Genomic DNA, 18628 nt, shown 5'->3' with positions numbered 1-18628 from the left:
TATTAAATAGTTAGAATCCCTTTCATTTTATTTTGAAAGGGATTTTTTGTTTTTGTTCAGGATAGTACAGGATGAGCGATAAATACAGATAAATTATGTTTGAATTAGTGGTAATCTATTATCTTGTAAAGCATATGCATCATGACTAAACACCTGTCTATGAAAATGGTAAAATACTTCTTTTTATTTGTTAACATATTGATTTATTCTTTGGCTGTTTCTGCACAACGGAGTGATTCAGTATTAGATCAAAAGCCAAACATTATTTTTATTCTAACAGACGATCAGCGTTTTGATGCGATTGGTTATGCTGGGAATAAATTTGTTCAAACACCAGAAATGGATAATTTGGCAAAATCTGGCACATACTTTACAAATGCTCTTGTCACTACACCTATTTGTGCGGCAAGTAGAGCCAGTATTTTAACTGGTTTGCACGAACGATCTCATAACTTTAATTTTCAAACCGGCAATGTAAGAGAAGAATATATGGCAAATTCTTATCCTGCACTTCTGAAAAATAATGGCTACTATACAGGTTTCTATGGAAAATATGGTGTGCGGTATGACGATTTAGATAAGCAGTTCGATGAATACGAATCTTATGATAGAAATAATCAATACAAGGATAAGAGAGGGTACTTTTATAAAACTATAGGGAACGATACTGTTCATTTAACCCGATATACGGGTCAAAAAGCGCTGGATTTTATTGATAAGGTCTCAACCGATAGACCATTTTGTCTATCACTAAGCTTTAGTGCTCCTCATGCCCATGACTCGGCAATGGATCAATATTTCTGGCAAGAAAGCACTAATAATCTTCTGGTAAATACCACCATACCGGAGCCAGAATTAGGTGATGATAAATATTTTTTAGCTCAACCTAAAATGGTGAGAGATGGTTTTAATAGGCTTCGTTGGACATGGCGTTATGACACACCGGAAAAATATCAGCATAGTCTTAAAGGATATTACCGCATGATCTCTGGAATTGACATGGAGATTACAAAAATCAGAGAAAAGCTAAAGCAAAAAGGTTTAAACAATAATACGGTGATTATTTTGATGGGTGATAATGGTTATTTTCTTGGAGAACGCCAATTAGCAGGAAAATGGCTTATGTATGACAACTCTATTCGTGTTCCTTTAATTGTTTATGATCCAAGAATAAAGAAACACCAAGATATTAGTGATATGGCTTTGAATATTGATATACCCTCCACAATTGCAGATATTGCGGGAATTTCAGCTCCCAAAACATGGCAGGGAAAAAGTTTAATGTCTATTGTGAATAGAGAAACCAATACCATTGGCAGAGATACTGTTCTTATTGAGCATATTTGGGATTTTAGTCAAATACCACCAAGTGAAGGGGTGCGAACCAAAGAGTGGAAATACTTTAGATATGTAAACGACAAAACCATAGAAGAGTTGTATAACCTCAAAGATGACCCAAAAGAAATTAAAAACCTTATTGGAGATAAAAAACATCAAAAAATTGCTGCTGCCTTAAGAATTAAATGCGATGAACTCATAAAACGAAATAGTAATAAATACAGATCGGCCCCAAAAGATTTGACCGTTGAGCTCATCAGAGATCCAAGTACAGAAGTTGAAATTTTAGATAATAGACCAGAATTTGGATGGACAGTTCCTGCAGAGTCTAGGTTTCAGTCTGCCTATCAGATCTTGGTAGCCTCAACTAAAGAAATTATAGATAGCAATAATGGAGATGTTTGGGATAGCCAACAAGTACGCACAAATGCTTCGAGTAATATAGAATACAATGGTAGCCCTCTTGGAATAGGAAAAACCTATTACTGGAAAGTAAGAATTTGGGATGAAGACAATCGCCTGGTAGATTATTCTGAAGCGCAAAAGTTTACAATAGGGAAGAGCAGTAATTATATGATTTCTACCGAAAATAAGTTTGTACTGAGTAAAATAAAACCGGCAAACTTTGAAAAAAGAGGCGATTTCTATTTTATAGATTTTGGTAAGGCGGCATTTTCAACAATAGATTTTCAATACAAAGCTAAAAAACCACATACCTTAACAGTTAGAATTGGAGAACAATTAGAGGGTAAAAATATCAATCGAAAACCATTTGAAAAGAGTCATATTCGTTATCAAGAGGTGACGGTAGACGTAAAACCTGGTAAAACGAATTATCAAATTGCGATAAAACCTGATGTAAGAAATACATTGCCCGATAAGGCAATTCCTTTGCCAAAGGGATTTCCGGTACTAATGCCATTTAGATATGCAGAAATAGAAGGTGCCCAAGAAACAATGGTGGCAGATGATATCGAACAACTGGTGTACCATACCTATTGGGATGAAGATGCAAGTAGTTTTCAAAGCGATAATGATATTTTGAATCAAGTTTGGGATCTGTGTAAATATTCTATAAAAGCGACAACTTTTAATGGTTTATATGTAGATGGTGATAGAGAGAGAATTCCCTATGAAGCAGATGCCTATTTAAATCAACTAAGCCACTATACAACCGATAGAGAATATGCCATGGCAAGACGAACCATAGAGTACTTTATGGAACATCCAACTTGGCCAACAGAATGGCAACAACATGTTGCCTTATTGTTTTATGCGGATTATATGTATACAGGTAATACTGAACTTATTGAAAAATACTACGAAGCCTTAAAACACAAAACGCTATATGAACTTTCAAATGAGGAGGGTTTGATAACTTCAGAAAAAGTAACGCCAGAATTTATGTACAAGCTTGGATTTAAAGAGGGTTACAGTAAACCATTAACAGATATTGTCGATTGGCCATCTGCAGGTTGGGGCGGAGACCCGAACAATTTAGGTGAAAGAGATGGCTTCATTTTTCAACCTTATAACACAGTAATTAATGCTTTTTTTTATGAAAACATGAAAATCATGGCAGAATTTGCTGGCATGCTAGGTAAAACACAAGAGGCTTTAGACTTTGAATTGAGAGCCGCTAAAGTAAAAAAGGCTTTAAATGAAAATATGTTTGACAAAGAACGAGGGATTTATATCGATGGCATCGGAACCGATCATGCATCTTTACACGCCAATATGATGCCATTGGCATTCGGAATGGTTCCAGCAGAGAACTTTGAATCTGTAGTTAAATTTATAAAATCTCGGGGTATGGCTTGTAGCGTATATGGTTCTCAGTTTTTGATGGATGGACTCTACAATGCGGGAGAAGCAGATTATGCGCTTGATTTATTATCCAGTACCTCAGAAAGAAGTTGGTATAATATGATACGCGTTGGTTCGACGATCACACTTGAAGCTTGGGACTTGAAGTACAAGAATAATTTAGATTGGAATCATGCTTGGGGAGCAGTACCGGCAAATGCTATACCCCGAGGATTATGGGGTATTAGACCAAAAACCCCTGGATTTTGCGTTGCGACAATCAAACCTCAGATGAGTAACTTAAATAGTAGTTCTATTGAGGTGCCTACAGTTTTGGGTACAATAAAGGGAAATTTTAATGTGAATGGGCCCAGGGCGCAAACCTATCAGATTGAGATTCCTGCAAATATGGTAGCAGAGTTTGAAATTGACGCAAAGACTGAGGATGTGATTACGTTAAACGGGAAGAAAGTAAATTTGTCTTTTGGATCGATTAGACTTTATCCTGGTGTAAATGAAATAAAACTTGTTGTAAATTCATTTTAAAAAGTAATGTAAAAGATTGCTTTTTTACCAGTTCTAGCTTTTTTTTTTGTATTACCAACGCCAGATTTGGTTTGAAGGCATCCTAAAGGTTTCCGTATTTTTTAAATTTTACTTTTTTGTTTGGAGAGTATAATAGGACTGAGTAAAATCTGTCAATTGTCAATTCCTCTAAATCAGGATAGCACAGGATGGCAACTGGCTATAAAGAACTTAAGTTTATCGGAAACTTTATAAGGTAATCAAATACAGTTATGAAAAAATGGATTTTATTACTTATTTTACTTTTACACTTTATCGCAATTCCTTTAGCCCAAAGTCAAATAAAATTAAAAAAATCTACAAAAATTACGGATCGCGGTCTTTATTTTGAAGGAAAAAAAGATGAGAAATTTCATTTTGGAAGAAGAATAACACCCCATGGCGATTGCATAGACGTGGTGGATGGTTATATTTTCGTCACCTGGTATCGCGGTGGTATGGACGATATGCACGTAATGCTTTCACGTAAAAAAATTGGAGAAGATATTTGGAAAACAATAGAATTCCCTAAAACCCACATTGGGTATCGAGGAAATAAAAAAATTGGTGATTCTCATAATACAATTGCAATTGGCATTAGCACTGTTGATAATACCATCCATTTGCTGTATGACATGCATGCATACTCCGCTAGGGATTTTCCTGAAGATTATTTTAATTATCGAATATCAAAACCAAATGCCGCTATTGTTTCTGATGAAGAGTTTACAATCGATCTCTTTAATCCCAAAAGAAACTATTTAAAACTTGGAGAAAATTATGAAAGAGTAACTTACCCTAATTTTTTTAGAAATGATAATGGGGAACTTTTTGCAGTATGGCGCTTAGGAGGTTCTGGAAACGGAAACCAATCCTTTGCATTATACAGTAAAAACGGTTGGTCTAAAACAACTAATTTCAATAATGGATTTCAAGGAAATGAGCAAGAAACATATAGTATTTATGGAAGTTTTAAATACCTGCACGGAAAAATTAGAACAGGTTTTTCCGTTCGATTTAAAGATTTTCCTACAAATGCTTACACCAATAATTCAGGTTTGTTTTATGCCTATTCCGATTTACCAAGCGGTGATGGCGATTGGTATAATGCGCAAGGAGAACTGCTAAATTTTCCGATCGAAAGCCCTAAGCCATTAAAATTAGGAGAACCTACTGAACTCGGAATGGGTAATAAAATTACCAGTGGTCCTTCATGGACGGTGACAGAATCTGGTGCAATTCACTTTATCTCAGTCTTGAATGGGAAAGGTGTTCATTATTTTAAAAGTGCGTCAGACAAAGAATTTAGTCATGTGATAGATACTCCAATCGGGGATATGTATAGTTTTAATCAGACCGTATTTTTGGTGGGATTAGAAAATGGATATCCAATAATACAAAGCACTCCAGAAGGAACAAATGATTGGAAAGTAATTTATCATAATAAGACAGGACCAAAATTCCGACATGGAAATACGTATTTTGATAATGGTAAATTGTTTTTTTATGCAATGGAAGAGAGTAGTGGGCAAGCTCAACCTATTCATTTGTTGGAATATGACATAAATTAATATACTCTTGTATGTTTGATGAGGTCCTTGAAAGTAAAAGGTTTAACTGTTTATATTCTAATTGAAAGTTCAAATACTGTTAAAACAGATAAAATCAATAAGGAATATTTTATTAATAGTTACATCGGACGAATGATCTCAATGGGAATAAAGAAGTTTCTAATGAAATAATAATGAGAAAATTTAGAAATGGAATCTATTTTTACATATAACAGCAGATAACGAAATAATTTCTAAAAAGATTTATCTACTAATAACCTTAAAATGAATAAGGGGTTGATGAAAAAATATAGATCAATTAAGTCAAAAAAAATAGGATTATTTTTTTTATTTCTTTGGTCAATCTCAGCTTTTAGTCAAATAGCAGTAGATGAAATTGTGGAATTTAAAGATTTAATTAAAGCGGAAAATTGGACACTTTCATTTGAACAAAATATTAATAAAAAATGGCAAGAGCAATGGTTTTTAGATGGAAAGCTTGCCAAGGTAGTCAATAAAAGTAATGGCTTTTTATTTAGCGCAGGTCCAAAAGAGGGCAATGACTCACATCATGCGGTACTTTGGACAAATGATTCCTTTGAAGGTAATGTGAAAGTTGAATTTGATTTCACTAAAAAAGACACGATGAACAAATATGTCGTCATAATATACCTTCAAGCAACTGGAAAAGGAGTTACGCCTTATGAAAAAGATATTTCAAAATGGAATGACCTGAGAAAGGTACCTTCGATGTCTACATATTTCAACAACATGAATGCACTCCATATTAGTTATGCCGCTTTTTCTAATGGAAAGGAATATGTTAGAGCGAGAAGGTATCCCGTGACAAATGAATTGACTTTTAAAGACCTTGTTATAGATCCATCATATGATGATTTAAAGGGTATTTTTAAAACGGATGTAACATATCATATAACCGTGCTCAAGACAAAAGAAAAACTTTTTTTTAAGGTACAAGGAGATGATAAAGATGAATTATTTTGTTGGGATCTCACTTTAAAAGAACCAATTATAGAGGGTAGAGTGGGGTTAAGGCATATGTTTGCAAGATCTGCATTTTATGAAAATTTCAAGATATACTCACAAAAATGAAAAACATAAAATACTGTTTTATTTTTCTTTTGGTTTTTTTTGGCTCATGGCCATTTTTTGGGCAAGAAGAAAAATCCTTAGAAGAGAATTTTAAAAATCCACCTGAGCGCGCAAAACCCCGAGCCTGGATGCACGCCATGAGTAGCAATATGTCTAAAGAGGGTTTAACAAAGGATCTGGATGCCATTCAAAAAGTAGGCATTGGAGGTATTTTACTTTTTAATGTCACGCATACAATTCCCAAAGGGAAAGTTCTTTTTAATTCGGATAAACACCATGAATTGATAAGACACGCTGCCGAAGAGTGCGAGCGCTTAGGATTGAGTTTTGGTGTACATAATAGTGATGGTTGGACTTCAAGTGGGGGTCCTTGGATTACTCCGGAAAACTCCATGAAAATGATTGTTTGGACTGAGGAAATTGTGGATGGAGGAGAAGTCTTATTGAACCTTAATAGACCAACAGCTCGAGAAGATTTTTACAAAGATGTAGCTGTTTTGGCGTACCCCGCTTTTTCGTCTGAATTGGAAGATAACAAGATAAAACCTCTAATTACTTCTTCTGATTTAAAATTGGATACCGGGCTCATTTCTGATGGAAATTGGGATAAACCTACGGTTTTACACTCTTCACTGGAAAATAAAAATTGGATTCAGTTTGATTTTGGTAAACCTTATGGTATTCAATCTATCCATATGGCCTTGACAAAAACCATTGCCGGAAGCAGAAAATCTACGTTGTTTTGCTCTGATGATGGGGTTGACTTTAAAAAAGTAAAAACTTTTGATCTGAAAAGATTATCCAAAAGAGAATTTGCAATCGAAGAAAGTTTTCCGGAAATCACAGCGCGTTTTTTTAGAATTGAAACAGAAGATGATTACGAAATTATGGAGCTAAGATTCAGTAAAAGAATGAATTACGTTAATTATTTAGCAAAAACTTCATTGTTTAAAATAGAAAATGATAGGCTCGCCCCAATCAAGACCGATGAAAGCGTTGAAATTATTAAAAAGAACACCATCTTAGATTTGACTTCTCTTATGAATCAAAATGGTTTACTCAAAGCAAATTTACCTCAAGGAAAATGGACCGTCATGCGTTTTGGTTTTACAACAACTGGTGCGGTAAATTCTCCCGCTTCAGATGAGGGCCGAGGTTTGGAGTTAGATAAAATGGATAAAAAAGCACTAAAAATTCATTACGATGCTTATGTTGGCAAAGTTGTGAAAAATTCAAAAGATACAGCGCCAAACGCATTACAATATTTAGAAATTGACAGCTTTGAAGTGGGCGGTCAAAATTGGACTGACGATTATGCTTCTATTTTTGAAAAAACATATGGATATTCTATTATTCCATTTTTACCTCTTTACTCAGGAAAATTAGTCGAAAGTGCAGAAGTTTCCGATGAAATATTGTGGGAAATAAGAAAATTGAACAGCGATTTAATCACAAAAAATTATTTTGGGTACTTTACGGAACTAACCCATAATGATGGACTTATAAGTTACATAGAACCCTATAGTTTTAATGCGCCATTTAATGAATTAGATGCCGGGAAGGAAACAGATATTCCAATGGGCGAGTTTTGGATGCATCAACGTTATCAGACAGAAACTGCTGTTTCGAGTGCTAGAATTTATGGTAGAAAAATTGTTTCGGCAGAATCTTTTTCTGCACAATCCAACATTAATTGGAGAGGTCATCCGGGTTTTTCAAAAACAACTGGCGATATGGCGTGGATTTTAGGCATTAATGAATTTATGTTTCACCGCTTCGCTCATCAGGCTAATACACACGTAAAACCGGGTATGACGATGAGTCAATGGGGGTCTCATATAGATAGAACACAAACTTGGTGGGAAAATGCTGGTGCCGAGTGGTTTAAATATATCGCACGCGGTTCTTATTTGTTAAGACAAGGAAATCCAGTTTCCGATTTATTGATCTACGTTGGTGAAGGTTCACCAAATTCTATCACAAAAAGAAATTCTTTTTCCGTTGAAATTCCTGTAGAAATTAATTTTGACAATATTAGTACAGATGCCTTGCTCAATAGAGTTAAGGTAAAGAATGGTGAATTATTTCTCCCAGAAGGAACAAAATATAAAGCATTGGTTTTACATAATTGTGAAAGGCTTACGCTCAATACTTTGCTAAAAATTCATGAATTGGCAGGGAAAGGGATTATTATTATTGGCGAAAGACCTCATAAAATTGCGGGTTATGCAAATACAGAGCAAGATAAAATATTGTTTAATAAACTATTAGACGAGATTTGGCAAAAACAAAAAACCTTTACCACTTTTGATTGGCATAATGTGTTTAAAGAAAATGGCATTCAGTACGATTTGGTGGCAAAAAATGAAAAATCATATTTACCTTATATCCATCGTTCCACACCAAATGAAGAAATATATTTTATCTCAAATCAAGACTCAATAAAACATAAAATAGATCTACAGTTTTCATTAAAAGGGAAAATACCTGAATTATGGAATCCTATGACGGGTGAAACCAAACAAATTGCTTATTTTAAGAATAACAAAGAAGGAACTCAAATGTCATTGGTACTGGAGGGAGCTGAGTCAACTTTTATTGTTTTTAGAAAATCTAATGTAGACCAAGAACATGTAATTGATCTAAAGACTTTGGCATCAGACGCACCGGTTTTTAGTTATAATGGGAAAAAAGGAATTGATATGGATGTGTCTATGAATGGAAATTATTCGATCAAATTTTTCTCTGGTCAAGAGAAGAACGTTGATGTTACCGATTTGGCACAGGCAAGTTTATTAAAGAACCTATGGATAATTGCTTTTTCAGAAGAATCAGATATTGACCAACTTAAGGTTGATAGACTTTTTGATTGGACAACATCTTCTAATTTTGATATTAAACATTACTCAGGAACAGCGAATTATAAAACAAGTTTCTCCATAAAAAAAAGTCAGATAAAAGAAAATGAAAAGCTAATATTAGATCTCGGAGAAGTCAATATTGCTGCCAAGGTAATACTTAACGGTAAGGAAGTATCAACCTTATGGGTTGCACCCTTTAAAGTTGACATCTCAAAATTTGTAAAAGTAGGTGAGAATAGCTTAGAAATTGAGGTGACGAATACATGGACGAATCGTTTAATTGGAGATGAACATTACGAGAGAACTGACATGTACTCAATAGATTCTTATGGCAATGAAATTCCTAACATGCCAAATTGGTACACCGATAATTTACCAATGCCTGCAGGCAAAAGAACTACTTTTTCTGCTTACCCTTTTTATAATAAAAATGATGATTTGATGCCGTCTGGCTTAGTTGGACCAGTTTCTATTCACACTGTGCGTAAAATTTCAGTTACAAATTAGATTTAAAAGTGTTTTTTTAGTTACTGATATTCTTCATTCTCTGGCTAAAAACAAGATAGTACAGGATGCCCTAGAATCTGCTATATCTTATTTTGGTAGATTATTATCTGAGAAATGTCAATAATTATCTTAATTATCGAAAAGGCGAAAACAAACACCATCAGAAGTTTTAGGTTTTTCCTTTATCTTTTACTTTTTTGCTCATTTGGTTTACTTTCTTCTTGCGAAGAAAAGGGAAATTTACCCTCAGATTTAGAACAAGGATTTAAAAATCCACCTCAGAATTCTAAACCCAAAACATGGATGCATGCAATGAGTGGGAATATGACAAAAGAGGGGCTGACAAAGGATTTGGAATCAATGGCCGAGGTTGGGTTGGGAGGACTTTTACTCTTTAATATTACCCAGGGAATTCCAAATGGACCAATAAAATACAATTCGGTTGAACATCATGAGATGATTAGCCATGCAGCCCATGAGGCAGAGCGTTTGGGCTTAACTTTTGGTGTTCACAATTGTGATGGTTGGTCGGCAAGCGGCGGACCTTGGGTATCTGCGGAGGAATCTATGAAAATGGTGGTTTGGAGCGAAATTCAAGTGCAAGGAGGAAAAAAAATAGAATTACAACTACTCGAACCGAGTAAAAGAGAAAATTTTTATAGAGACATTGCCGTATTGGCCTATCCTAGTTTGGGTGCTGAAATCGATGATGCTAAAAATAAAGTAGAGATCTCGGCTTCCGATGTTAATTTAAACATAAACATAATTTCTGATGGAAAGATAGATAATGAAACCACAATTTCTAAAGTGGGGGAAATAAATCCTTGGATTCAGTACTCTTTTGAGGAACAAAAAGACATTCGATCTGTTAAGATCATCTTTAATGATCGCCATGCAACGGCCATCTTACAAACTTCAGAAGATGGAAAAAACTTTAAAGATATTCGTGAGTTGTTTAAAGTACGAACAGGAAAAGGTGAATGGGCAATCAATGATCATTTTGAGGCAATAGGGTCGAAATATTTTAGATTACAGTTCAACCAACAAACAACCATCAAAGAGGTTCAATTATCTTCCGTATTTACCATAAACAATGCGTTGGGCAGAACAGCCATCGCAAGAACAGAAGACCATGCTTTAGCACCTATTGGGATGACAGATAATTCGATGATCATCAATCCTGATGAAATTAAACTTCTCAATGAAGACATTGATAATAATGGCGTTTTAAGAACTAATCTTCCTCAAGGGAATTGGACAATCTTACGATTTGGTTATACATCAACAGGTGCTTTCAATAATCCTTCATCTGATGAAGGAAGAGGTTTGGAAGTAGATAAACTCAGCAGGACAGCTTTTAAAAATCACTATGATGCCTTTGTAAAAAAAGTAGTCAACAATACCAGCTCATCTGCTCTAAAATATGCTGAGATTGATAGTTATGAGATGGGTGGCCAAAATTGGACTGAAGATTTTGATTCAATTTTTAAAAGTAGGAAAGGATACGATTTCATTCCATTTTTACCATTAGTTGCCGGTAAGTTTGTAGAAAGTACCGAAGCCTCTGATGCTATACTCTCTGATTTTAGAAAAGTGATTTCCGATTTAATGACAGAAAACTACTTTGAATATTTTACAGAACTCTGCAATGCGGACGGACTGCAAAGTTATATTGAGCCCTATGGTTTTGGTCCTTTGAACGATCTGGATATTGGAGGAGTTACAGATATTCCCATGGGCGAATTTTGGATGAACCGTCCCATTACCCAAACAGCATCTGCAGTTTCATCGGCTCATATTTATGGCAAACCAATTATATCTGCAGAATCTTTTACCTCAACGCCAGAAATAAACTGGAAGGGTCATCCTGCCATGGCAAAAACTTCTGGAGATTTGGCATGGACTTATGGCATCAATGAATTTATGTTTCACCGATTTGCTCATCAGGCCAATACACAGGTAGAGCCAGGAATGACAATGAATAGATGGGGTTTTCATTTTGACCGCACCCAAACTTGGTGGAAAAATGCTGGAGCGGCATGGTTTCAATACATTGCAAGAGGATCTTTTATGCTTCGCCAAGGAAATCCGGTTTCAGATGTTTTGGTATATATTGGAGAGGGCGCGCCGAATGGTTCTTATTACAGAAATGATATTGAACCCGAGGTCCCCAAAACAATCAACTTTGACAATGTCAATACCGATGTTCTACTCAACCGACTTCAACTTAAGGGGGATGGATTATTGCTCCCCGAAGGGACAAATTATAAGATGTTACTTTTAAAAAACACCAAAAAACTGTCTCTTTTAACTGTGCAAAGAATATATGATATCGCAAAAAGTGGTTTTCCTGTTTATGGTGAGGTGCCTCAAAATCTGGCAGGGTATCAAAATTCTGAACAAGACAAAAAAGCATTTTTAGTTGTACAAAAAAAATTGGCTCCATTAGTGAAGCCTGTCTCAGATTGGAACACTGTACTTTTAGAGTGTGGCATCATTCCTGATTTACTTGTAAACAAGGATGAGGCAATTGATTTTACCCATAGAAAAACAGAAAATGAAGATATTTATTTCTTTTTTAATGCCGATACTTCCGCTACCAAAATATTTGATATTTCTTTCAGAGTTCCCAATAAAATTCCAGAATTATGGAATCCAATAAATGGAATGATTACCAGAAAAGCAGATTTTGTCCATCATAAAAATGGTTCTACACAAACAAGTATTACACTGGCGCCTCAAGAATCTACATTTGTCGTTTTTAGAGAAGAATCTAAAGGAATCGAATCTGTGACGAAACCAAATATAGATATCCATTTTTCTTTTTCTAAAGGAGATGATCTTAAAGCGCGGATTTATAAAAACGGAAATTATAATATTTCGTTATCATCTGGAAAATCTTGGGATCTATCGGTATCCGATCTTCCAGAACATTTTGAAATTGAAGGCTCTTGGGATGTTACGTTTAAAAAAGAAAATGGATATGGTGGCTCAATCAAAATGGATTCTTTGGTAGATTGGAAAGATTATCCAAAAGACTCAATCAACTTTTACAGTGGTACCGCCACCTATGTCAAAACAATTACTATTCCTCAAGAACTATTGAAAACAGATATCAAGGCCGTTTTGGATTTGGGTAAGGTTTATATTGTTGCCAATGTATGGTTAAACAATAAACAAGTGGCTATTTCTTGGATGCATCCTTTTGAATTAGATATTTCTGAGTATTTGGTATCTGGAGAAAATACCTTAAAAATTGAATTGACAAACCAATGGTCGAACAGACTAATTGGTGATGAAAGATATCCACCAAATGATGGTAATTACAAAATTGAAGGATATCGTCCGGAAGGGAAAATGCCAGATTGGTATGTAAATAATGAACCCAGACCTTCAGGTAAAAGAACAACTTTTACAACGGCTCCATTTTATAAGCAGGATAGCCCGCTTATGCCCTCAGGTTTGTTAGGGCCGGTAGAAATAAAGTTTTCAAAAGAAGTGATCTATTCGAATAAAAATAAATAAATTTTAAATTAAATATGAAAAGATTATTTTTTAAAGGTAGGTTCATTTTTTCTATCGCGTGGTTGTTGTTTTATGCAGCGTTTTTAAGTTTAACAAGTTGCAATGATAGTTCAAATGATGAAATGGAAGTTATTCAAGAAATAGAGGAGGAAGAAGCAGGTAATATTTGTCTTTCAGGTAAATTGTACAATGAAAAAGATGGAATTATACGAGTAGATATTGAAAATACGAGTGTTACAGATAATGGATGGAAAACTGAAAACACGCTTAGTGGTTTTGAAGGCGAAGGTTATCTCGTTTGGTCAGGCAATGATAATTTTAATACACCTGGTGTTGGTGTGATTAAGTTTTCTGTACAAATCAATAATCCAGGAACTTATCAGTTCGTTTGGAGTTCTAGAATTACCCAAGGGACTAACAATACCGAGCACAATGATTCTTGGCTTAGAATTCCAGATGCAGCTGATTTTTACGGCGAAAAAGCAGGTACTGGAGAGCTTGTATATCCAAAAGGTTCTGGTAAAACTCCAAATCCTGAGGGCTCAAGTTCAAATGGTTGGTTTAAAGTTTATATGAACAATTTGAGCGAATGGTTTTGGAGATCTAATACAAATGACAATGATCCATATAATATTTTTGCAAAATTTGATACAGCGGGCGTCTATGATATTGAAATATCCGGAAGGTCCAAATTTCATGCTATAGATCAATTTGTTTTGTTTAAAACAGACAAAAGTTTGTCTGTTGCGCAAAATTCTGCACTAAGTGAAATTGGCTGTAAATAATTAGATGAACATTATTTAGTGCCTGGATAAAAAAAAGTTTTTTAAACATTGATAAAAATTCACTCTATGAAACATAATAAAGCAATATTTCTTTACTTAGGTTTAATCACTTTTATTTTATTTCTGAGCTGTGGGACATCAAAAAAGAAGGGAAGTTCTGCAGGTTTTGTTCCTGTTTTTAATGGTGAGAATTGGGACGGATGGCACCTCAAACTTAAAAATAATGATCAAGAAATGGCTAAACAGGTGTTCGCTATAGAAGATGGTATGGTACATGTTTTTAAAAACATGCCCGATAGTCTAAATCTTAATACAGGTGAAAATGCGACCCATGGCATGTTTTATACCAACAAAAAGTACAGTAAATTTATTTTCAAGTTTGAATACAAATGGGGGACTAAGATTTATAATAACTTTGATCAATTTCAATATGATGCGGGTATGTATTACCATGTAACTGATGATAAGATATGGCCGGTTGGCATTGAGTATCAGGTGCGTTATGATCATACCCAAAACAAAAATCATACAGGAGATTTTTGGGCACCTAAGGGCACAAAATTACAATGGTATGCCAATGAGAACGGCACCTTTGAATTACCTCAAAATGGAGGTAAACCGCAAGTTTTTAAAAAAGGAGAGCAAGCTGTTTTAGCGAATGCGCCTTATAACGGTTTGAACGGTAAATGGAATCAATGTGAAGTTATTGTCATGGGAAATCAGTACGCAATTCACAAATTAAATGGCAAGGTGGTAAATATGGCTACAGACCTCAGTATTAGTGAAGGAATAATTGGCTTGCAATCGGAAACAGCAGAAATTTATTACCGAAACATTCAAATTAAAGAATTCGATGAAATCATCCCAATGGAAGAGTTTTTGAAATAAAATTTAACTATGCTAAGAATAAAGTTTTCGTTTACATGAAATTTAATTATCACATCAAAAGTATCATTTCTATTGGTTTTTTACTAATAGCGGATTTTGTTTTTTCACAAAATCCAATTGTGCCCAATGTAGGTTTAAATGATCCACATATCCATATTTTTAAAGATACAGCCTATGTATATGCTTCTCATGATAAATCAATTGAGAATAATGGTTTTGTTATGGAGGATTGGTGGATTTGGTCTTCGCCGGATTTGGTAAATTGGACAAAACGGAGTGTTTTGAAGCCAGAAGATACTTATATCGGGAAAGACTTTACAGGTTGCTGGGCAACTGATGTAGGCTATAAAAATGGTAAATATTACTGGTACTTTTCAGAACGAAATGAGCAAACGGGAGTTGTGGTTGGAGATACTCCTGTTGGTCCGTGGAGAGACCCTCTTAGCAAACCAATTTTGACCTCAGAATTAACGCCAACACATGAATACGACATGGCTATTTTTGAAGATGAAGGAGAGCATTTTATCATATTTGGCGTTTGGGATTATTATATTGCTAAATTAAATGACGATATGATCAGTCTCGCAGAAAGCCCAAAGAAAATAAGCATTACAAACCCTAGAGGACCGTATAACTCGGATGGAAAAAATAAAGAAATGCCTACAGATGACAAACCCTTTGTGCATAAATATAAAGGAAAGTATTATTTGTCTTGGGGTTGTTTTTATGCCATGTCCGACAACCTTTATGGTCCTTATGACTATGTAGACACCATTATCAAGGAAAGTAGTTTTGCTGAAGGATTTGATGATCCAACTTGGCCCAATGGTTTTTTACAAGGCAGACACGGTTCTTTTTTTGAATGGCATAACCAATGGTATTTTGCATATTGCGATATAAGTCAAACAGGAAATCGGTGGTTTAGAGATACTTTTATTAGTTATGTTCATTATAAAGATGATGGAACCATTGCTCCAATTAGGGTTGATGGCACTGGAGTTGGCCAATACAACGCAAACAATGATATAGAAGCCGAAGATTATTTTAAGGCTGATGGTCTTCATAAAACCGAAAATACCGTTGGTGGTTTTTCTATGGAATCAATAAAAGATGAGGGGTATGCAGTTTATCCAAACATTCAAAATTTAAATGGAAAAAAGGGAATAGAATTTGAAATTTTATCTTCTTCAACAAATGAAATTGAAGTTCATGAAGGTTCTCCAACCGGTAAACTTTTGGCAACTTGTAAATTTCAAGCCAACAATACAAGAGCATTTAAAAAAGAAAGTTTTGAAACAATAGGCTTGTATAATGGACAAACCCTTTGTTTGGTTTTTAAACCTGTACCAAATGGCGAATTGAAAGTAAACAGATTTAGATTTAAATGATCTTAAAAGTAAATTATAGATAATAATAAACAAACGTAAATGAAGAGATTACTTGTTTTATCCTTAAGCCTAATTGGTCTTTTGTTGAATTCTTGTAAAGAAGAACCTGCAAAAGATTATAGGGATCCAAATTTATCAATAGATGAGCGTGTTGAGGCATTACTACCCTTATTATCCTTAGAGGAAAAGGTGGCACAAATGCGTATTTTTCATGCCAATATTGGGGTGGAATCCGACGAGAATGGAAACTTAAAACTTTCCGAAAAAGTAATAGAAAAACTCAAATTGGGTATTGCCGGAATAAAAAATCCTGGAGAACATATGAGTCCGGTGGAAGCCGCAAAATTCAACAATAAACTTCAAATGTATATTATAGAAAATAACCGTCACGGAATTCCTGCTCTATTTGTTACAGAATCATACAATGGTGTCGATGCGGAAGGAAGTACTAAATTCGGTCGCCCAATAACTTCTGCGGCCTCCTTTAATCCAGAATTAGTGTATAAAGTTTGGGATATAGTAGGAAGAGAGGCAAGGTTAAGAGGGATGCATATGTGTCATTCTCCAGAAGCAGATATTGTTCGAGATCCACGTTTTGGTAGAATGAGTGAAGCTTTTGGAGAAGATACTTACCTTACAACTCAGATGGTAACAAACGCGATTAAAGGTGTTCAGGGAGACTATGATGGATTGGGAAATGGCACACACATTGGCGCTGTGGCAAAGCATTTTGCGGGTTATGGCCAAGTACTTGGCGGTACCAATTTTGCAGCTATAGAGATTTCTCCTAGAACCTTAATCGATGAAATCTATCCACCTTTTGAAGCTGCCGTAAAAGAAGCAAAAACTCTAGGTATAATGGCTTCTCACGGAGATTTAAACGGAATTGCCAGTCATGGAAATCCGGAGTTGCTAAACGGAGTTTTGCGTAACCAATGGGGTTTTAAAGGTTATGTTGTTTCTGATGCCAACGATATTGGTCGTTTATATTATTTTATGAAAGTGGCGGAATCGCCTGAAGCTGCTGCTTTAATGGGCTTGTCTGCCGGTGTTGATATTGATCTGTATGCCGAAGATGCCTATTCCTATTTGCCAGCTTTGGTTAAAAAGAATCCAGAAATTGAAAAATTAATTGATATGTCCGTGAAAAGAGTCCTTCGCACAAAATTTATTTTAGGACTTTTTGACAATCCTTATGTGGATGAAAATTTAGCAAAGACAAGTATTAGAAGTGATGCTTCATTAAAATTAGCTCAAGAGTCAGATTTAGAATCCATTATATTATTAAAAAACAGCAATAATATTCTTCCGATAGGTAAAAATAGATCAAAAAAAATAGCTTTGATTGGGCCACTTTTAAGTGAAACTACCCAAACAGATTTTGAGGCAGTAGATGGGTCGAATTCTTATTACGCCGACTTCGGATTTAAACTTACAGATGAAAACAAAAGTATCCCTAAACTAATTGAAGATAATTCTGCCGGTGTTGAAAAATTAGTCAACATTGCCAAACAATCCGATATTGTGATTCTTTTCTTAGGAGGGGATGAGTTTACTTCAAAAGAAGCATTTTTTAATGGTGCTTTAGGAGATCGAGCTACCATAGATCCGGTAGGGCAGCAAGATGAATTGTTAAAAAAAGTAAAAGCTTTAGGAAAACCGGTTATTGTTGTTTTAAAGCATCGCAGAACGCTGTCTATTAATGAGATAGCCGAAAATGCCGATGCATTATTAGATGCATGGGATTTAAGCGAGTTAGGTGATAACTCATTGGCAAAAATTATTTTTGGTGAAGTTTCTCCGTCTGGAAAATTGCCAGTCACAGTGCCAAGATCTATTGGTCAACTCCCATTTCATTACAGCATGAAAGAAATAAATCATAAAAAAGGTTATTTATTTTTAGAAGATGGGCCATTGTATCCATTTGGATTTGGCTTGAGTTATGGATCGTTTATCTATACGAATTTAGAATTATCCAATGAAGAAATCACGCCAAATTCTGAGATAACAGTTAGTGTTGATGTCTCGAATACAGGAAAAATAAAAGCTAAAGAAGTGGTTCAGATGTACTTAAAAGATGAGATCGGTTCTGTGACCAGACCAGACAAAGAGTTGAAAAGCTTTAAGAAAATTGAATTAAATCCTGGAGAAACCAAAACGATTACATTTACAATTACACCAAAAATGTTAGAATTTACAGGCTTAAAAATGGAGAAAATTTTAGAAGCGGGAGATTATAAGGTAATGGTGGGAACCTCATCAAAAGAGGGATTAACAAAAGAGTTTAAATTAAAAATGTAAAA

9 protein-coding genes are annotated in these 18628 nt (G+C 34.9%); all 9 read left to right on the top strand.

From position 1 onward, the window contains the following. Window positions 1-141 precede the first annotated feature (141 nt). The 9 genes from ACFQ39_RS12345 (at window position 142) to ACFQ39_RS12305 (ending at window position 18626) form a co-directional block, all read left to right on the top strand. A complete protein-coding gene (locus ACFQ39_RS12345; protein ID WP_377179359.1) occupies window positions 142-3690 on the top strand; it encodes an alpha-L-rhamnosidase-related protein in 3549 nt (1182 codons plus the stop codon). 251 nt (window positions 3691-3941) lie between these two features. Further along, entirely contained in the window at window positions 3942-5279 is a 1338-nt protein-coding gene (locus tag ACFQ39_RS12340; protein WP_377179357.1) for a BNR-4 repeat-containing protein, read from the top strand. 279 nt (window positions 5280-5558) lie between these two features. Continuing rightward, the gene (locus ACFQ39_RS12335; protein ID WP_377179355.1) at window positions 5559-6371 is read left to right on the top strand and encodes a DUF1961 family protein; all 813 of its coding nucleotides are present in this window, start codon (window positions 5559-5561) and stop codon (window positions 6369-6371) included. Next, a complete protein-coding gene (locus tag ACFQ39_RS12330; protein WP_377179353.1) occupies window positions 6368-9739 on the top strand; it encodes a glycosyl hydrolase in 3372 nt (1123 codons plus the stop codon). Before ACFQ39_RS12335 ends, ACFQ39_RS12330 begins: the two co-directional genes overlap by 4 nt. A gap of 114 nt (window positions 9740-9853) precedes the next feature. After that, window positions 9854-13264 carry a glycosyl hydrolase gene (locus ACFQ39_RS12325; RefSeq protein ID WP_377179351.1) on the top strand — a complete coding sequence of 1137 codons (3411 nt, stop codon included), beginning with the start codon at window positions 9854-9856 and terminating at the stop codon, window positions 13262-13264. A 14-nt stretch (window positions 13265-13278) separates the two neighbouring features. After that, window positions 13279-14049 carry a hypothetical protein gene (locus ACFQ39_RS12320; RefSeq protein WP_377179349.1) on the top strand — a complete coding sequence of 257 codons (771 nt, stop codon included), beginning with the start codon at window positions 13279-13281 and terminating at the stop codon, window positions 14047-14049. A 66-nt stretch (window positions 14050-14115) separates the two neighbouring features. Continuing rightward, window positions 14116-14937: a 3-keto-disaccharide hydrolase gene (locus tag ACFQ39_RS12315; RefSeq protein WP_377179347.1), complete on the top strand. Its 822-nt coding sequence runs from the start codon at window positions 14116-14118 to the stop codon at window positions 14935-14937. Window positions 14938-14972: 35 nt separating this feature from the next. Then, window positions 14973-16325 carry a family 43 glycosylhydrolase gene (locus ACFQ39_RS12310; protein WP_377179345.1) on the top strand — a complete coding sequence of 451 codons (1353 nt, stop codon included), beginning with the start codon at window positions 14973-14975 and terminating at the stop codon, window positions 16323-16325. A 39-nt stretch (window positions 16326-16364) separates the two neighbouring features. Continuing rightward, complete coding sequence (locus tag ACFQ39_RS12305; RefSeq protein WP_377179343.1) at window positions 16365-18626, top strand: glycoside hydrolase family 3 N-terminal domain-containing protein; 2262 nt, start codon at window positions 16365-16367, stop codon at window positions 18624-18626. The last annotated feature ends 2 nt before the right edge of the window (window positions 18627-18628 follow it).

Origin of the sequence: Namhaeicola litoreus (assembly GCF_042679565.1) — a bacterium.
Lineage (GTDB): Bacteria > Bacteroidota > Bacteroidia > Flavobacteriales > Flavobacteriaceae > Namhaeicola > Namhaeicola litoreus.
The sequence above is the reverse complement of the archived record's forward strand: the minus strand, read 5'-3'. Positions and strand labels throughout refer to the sequence as shown.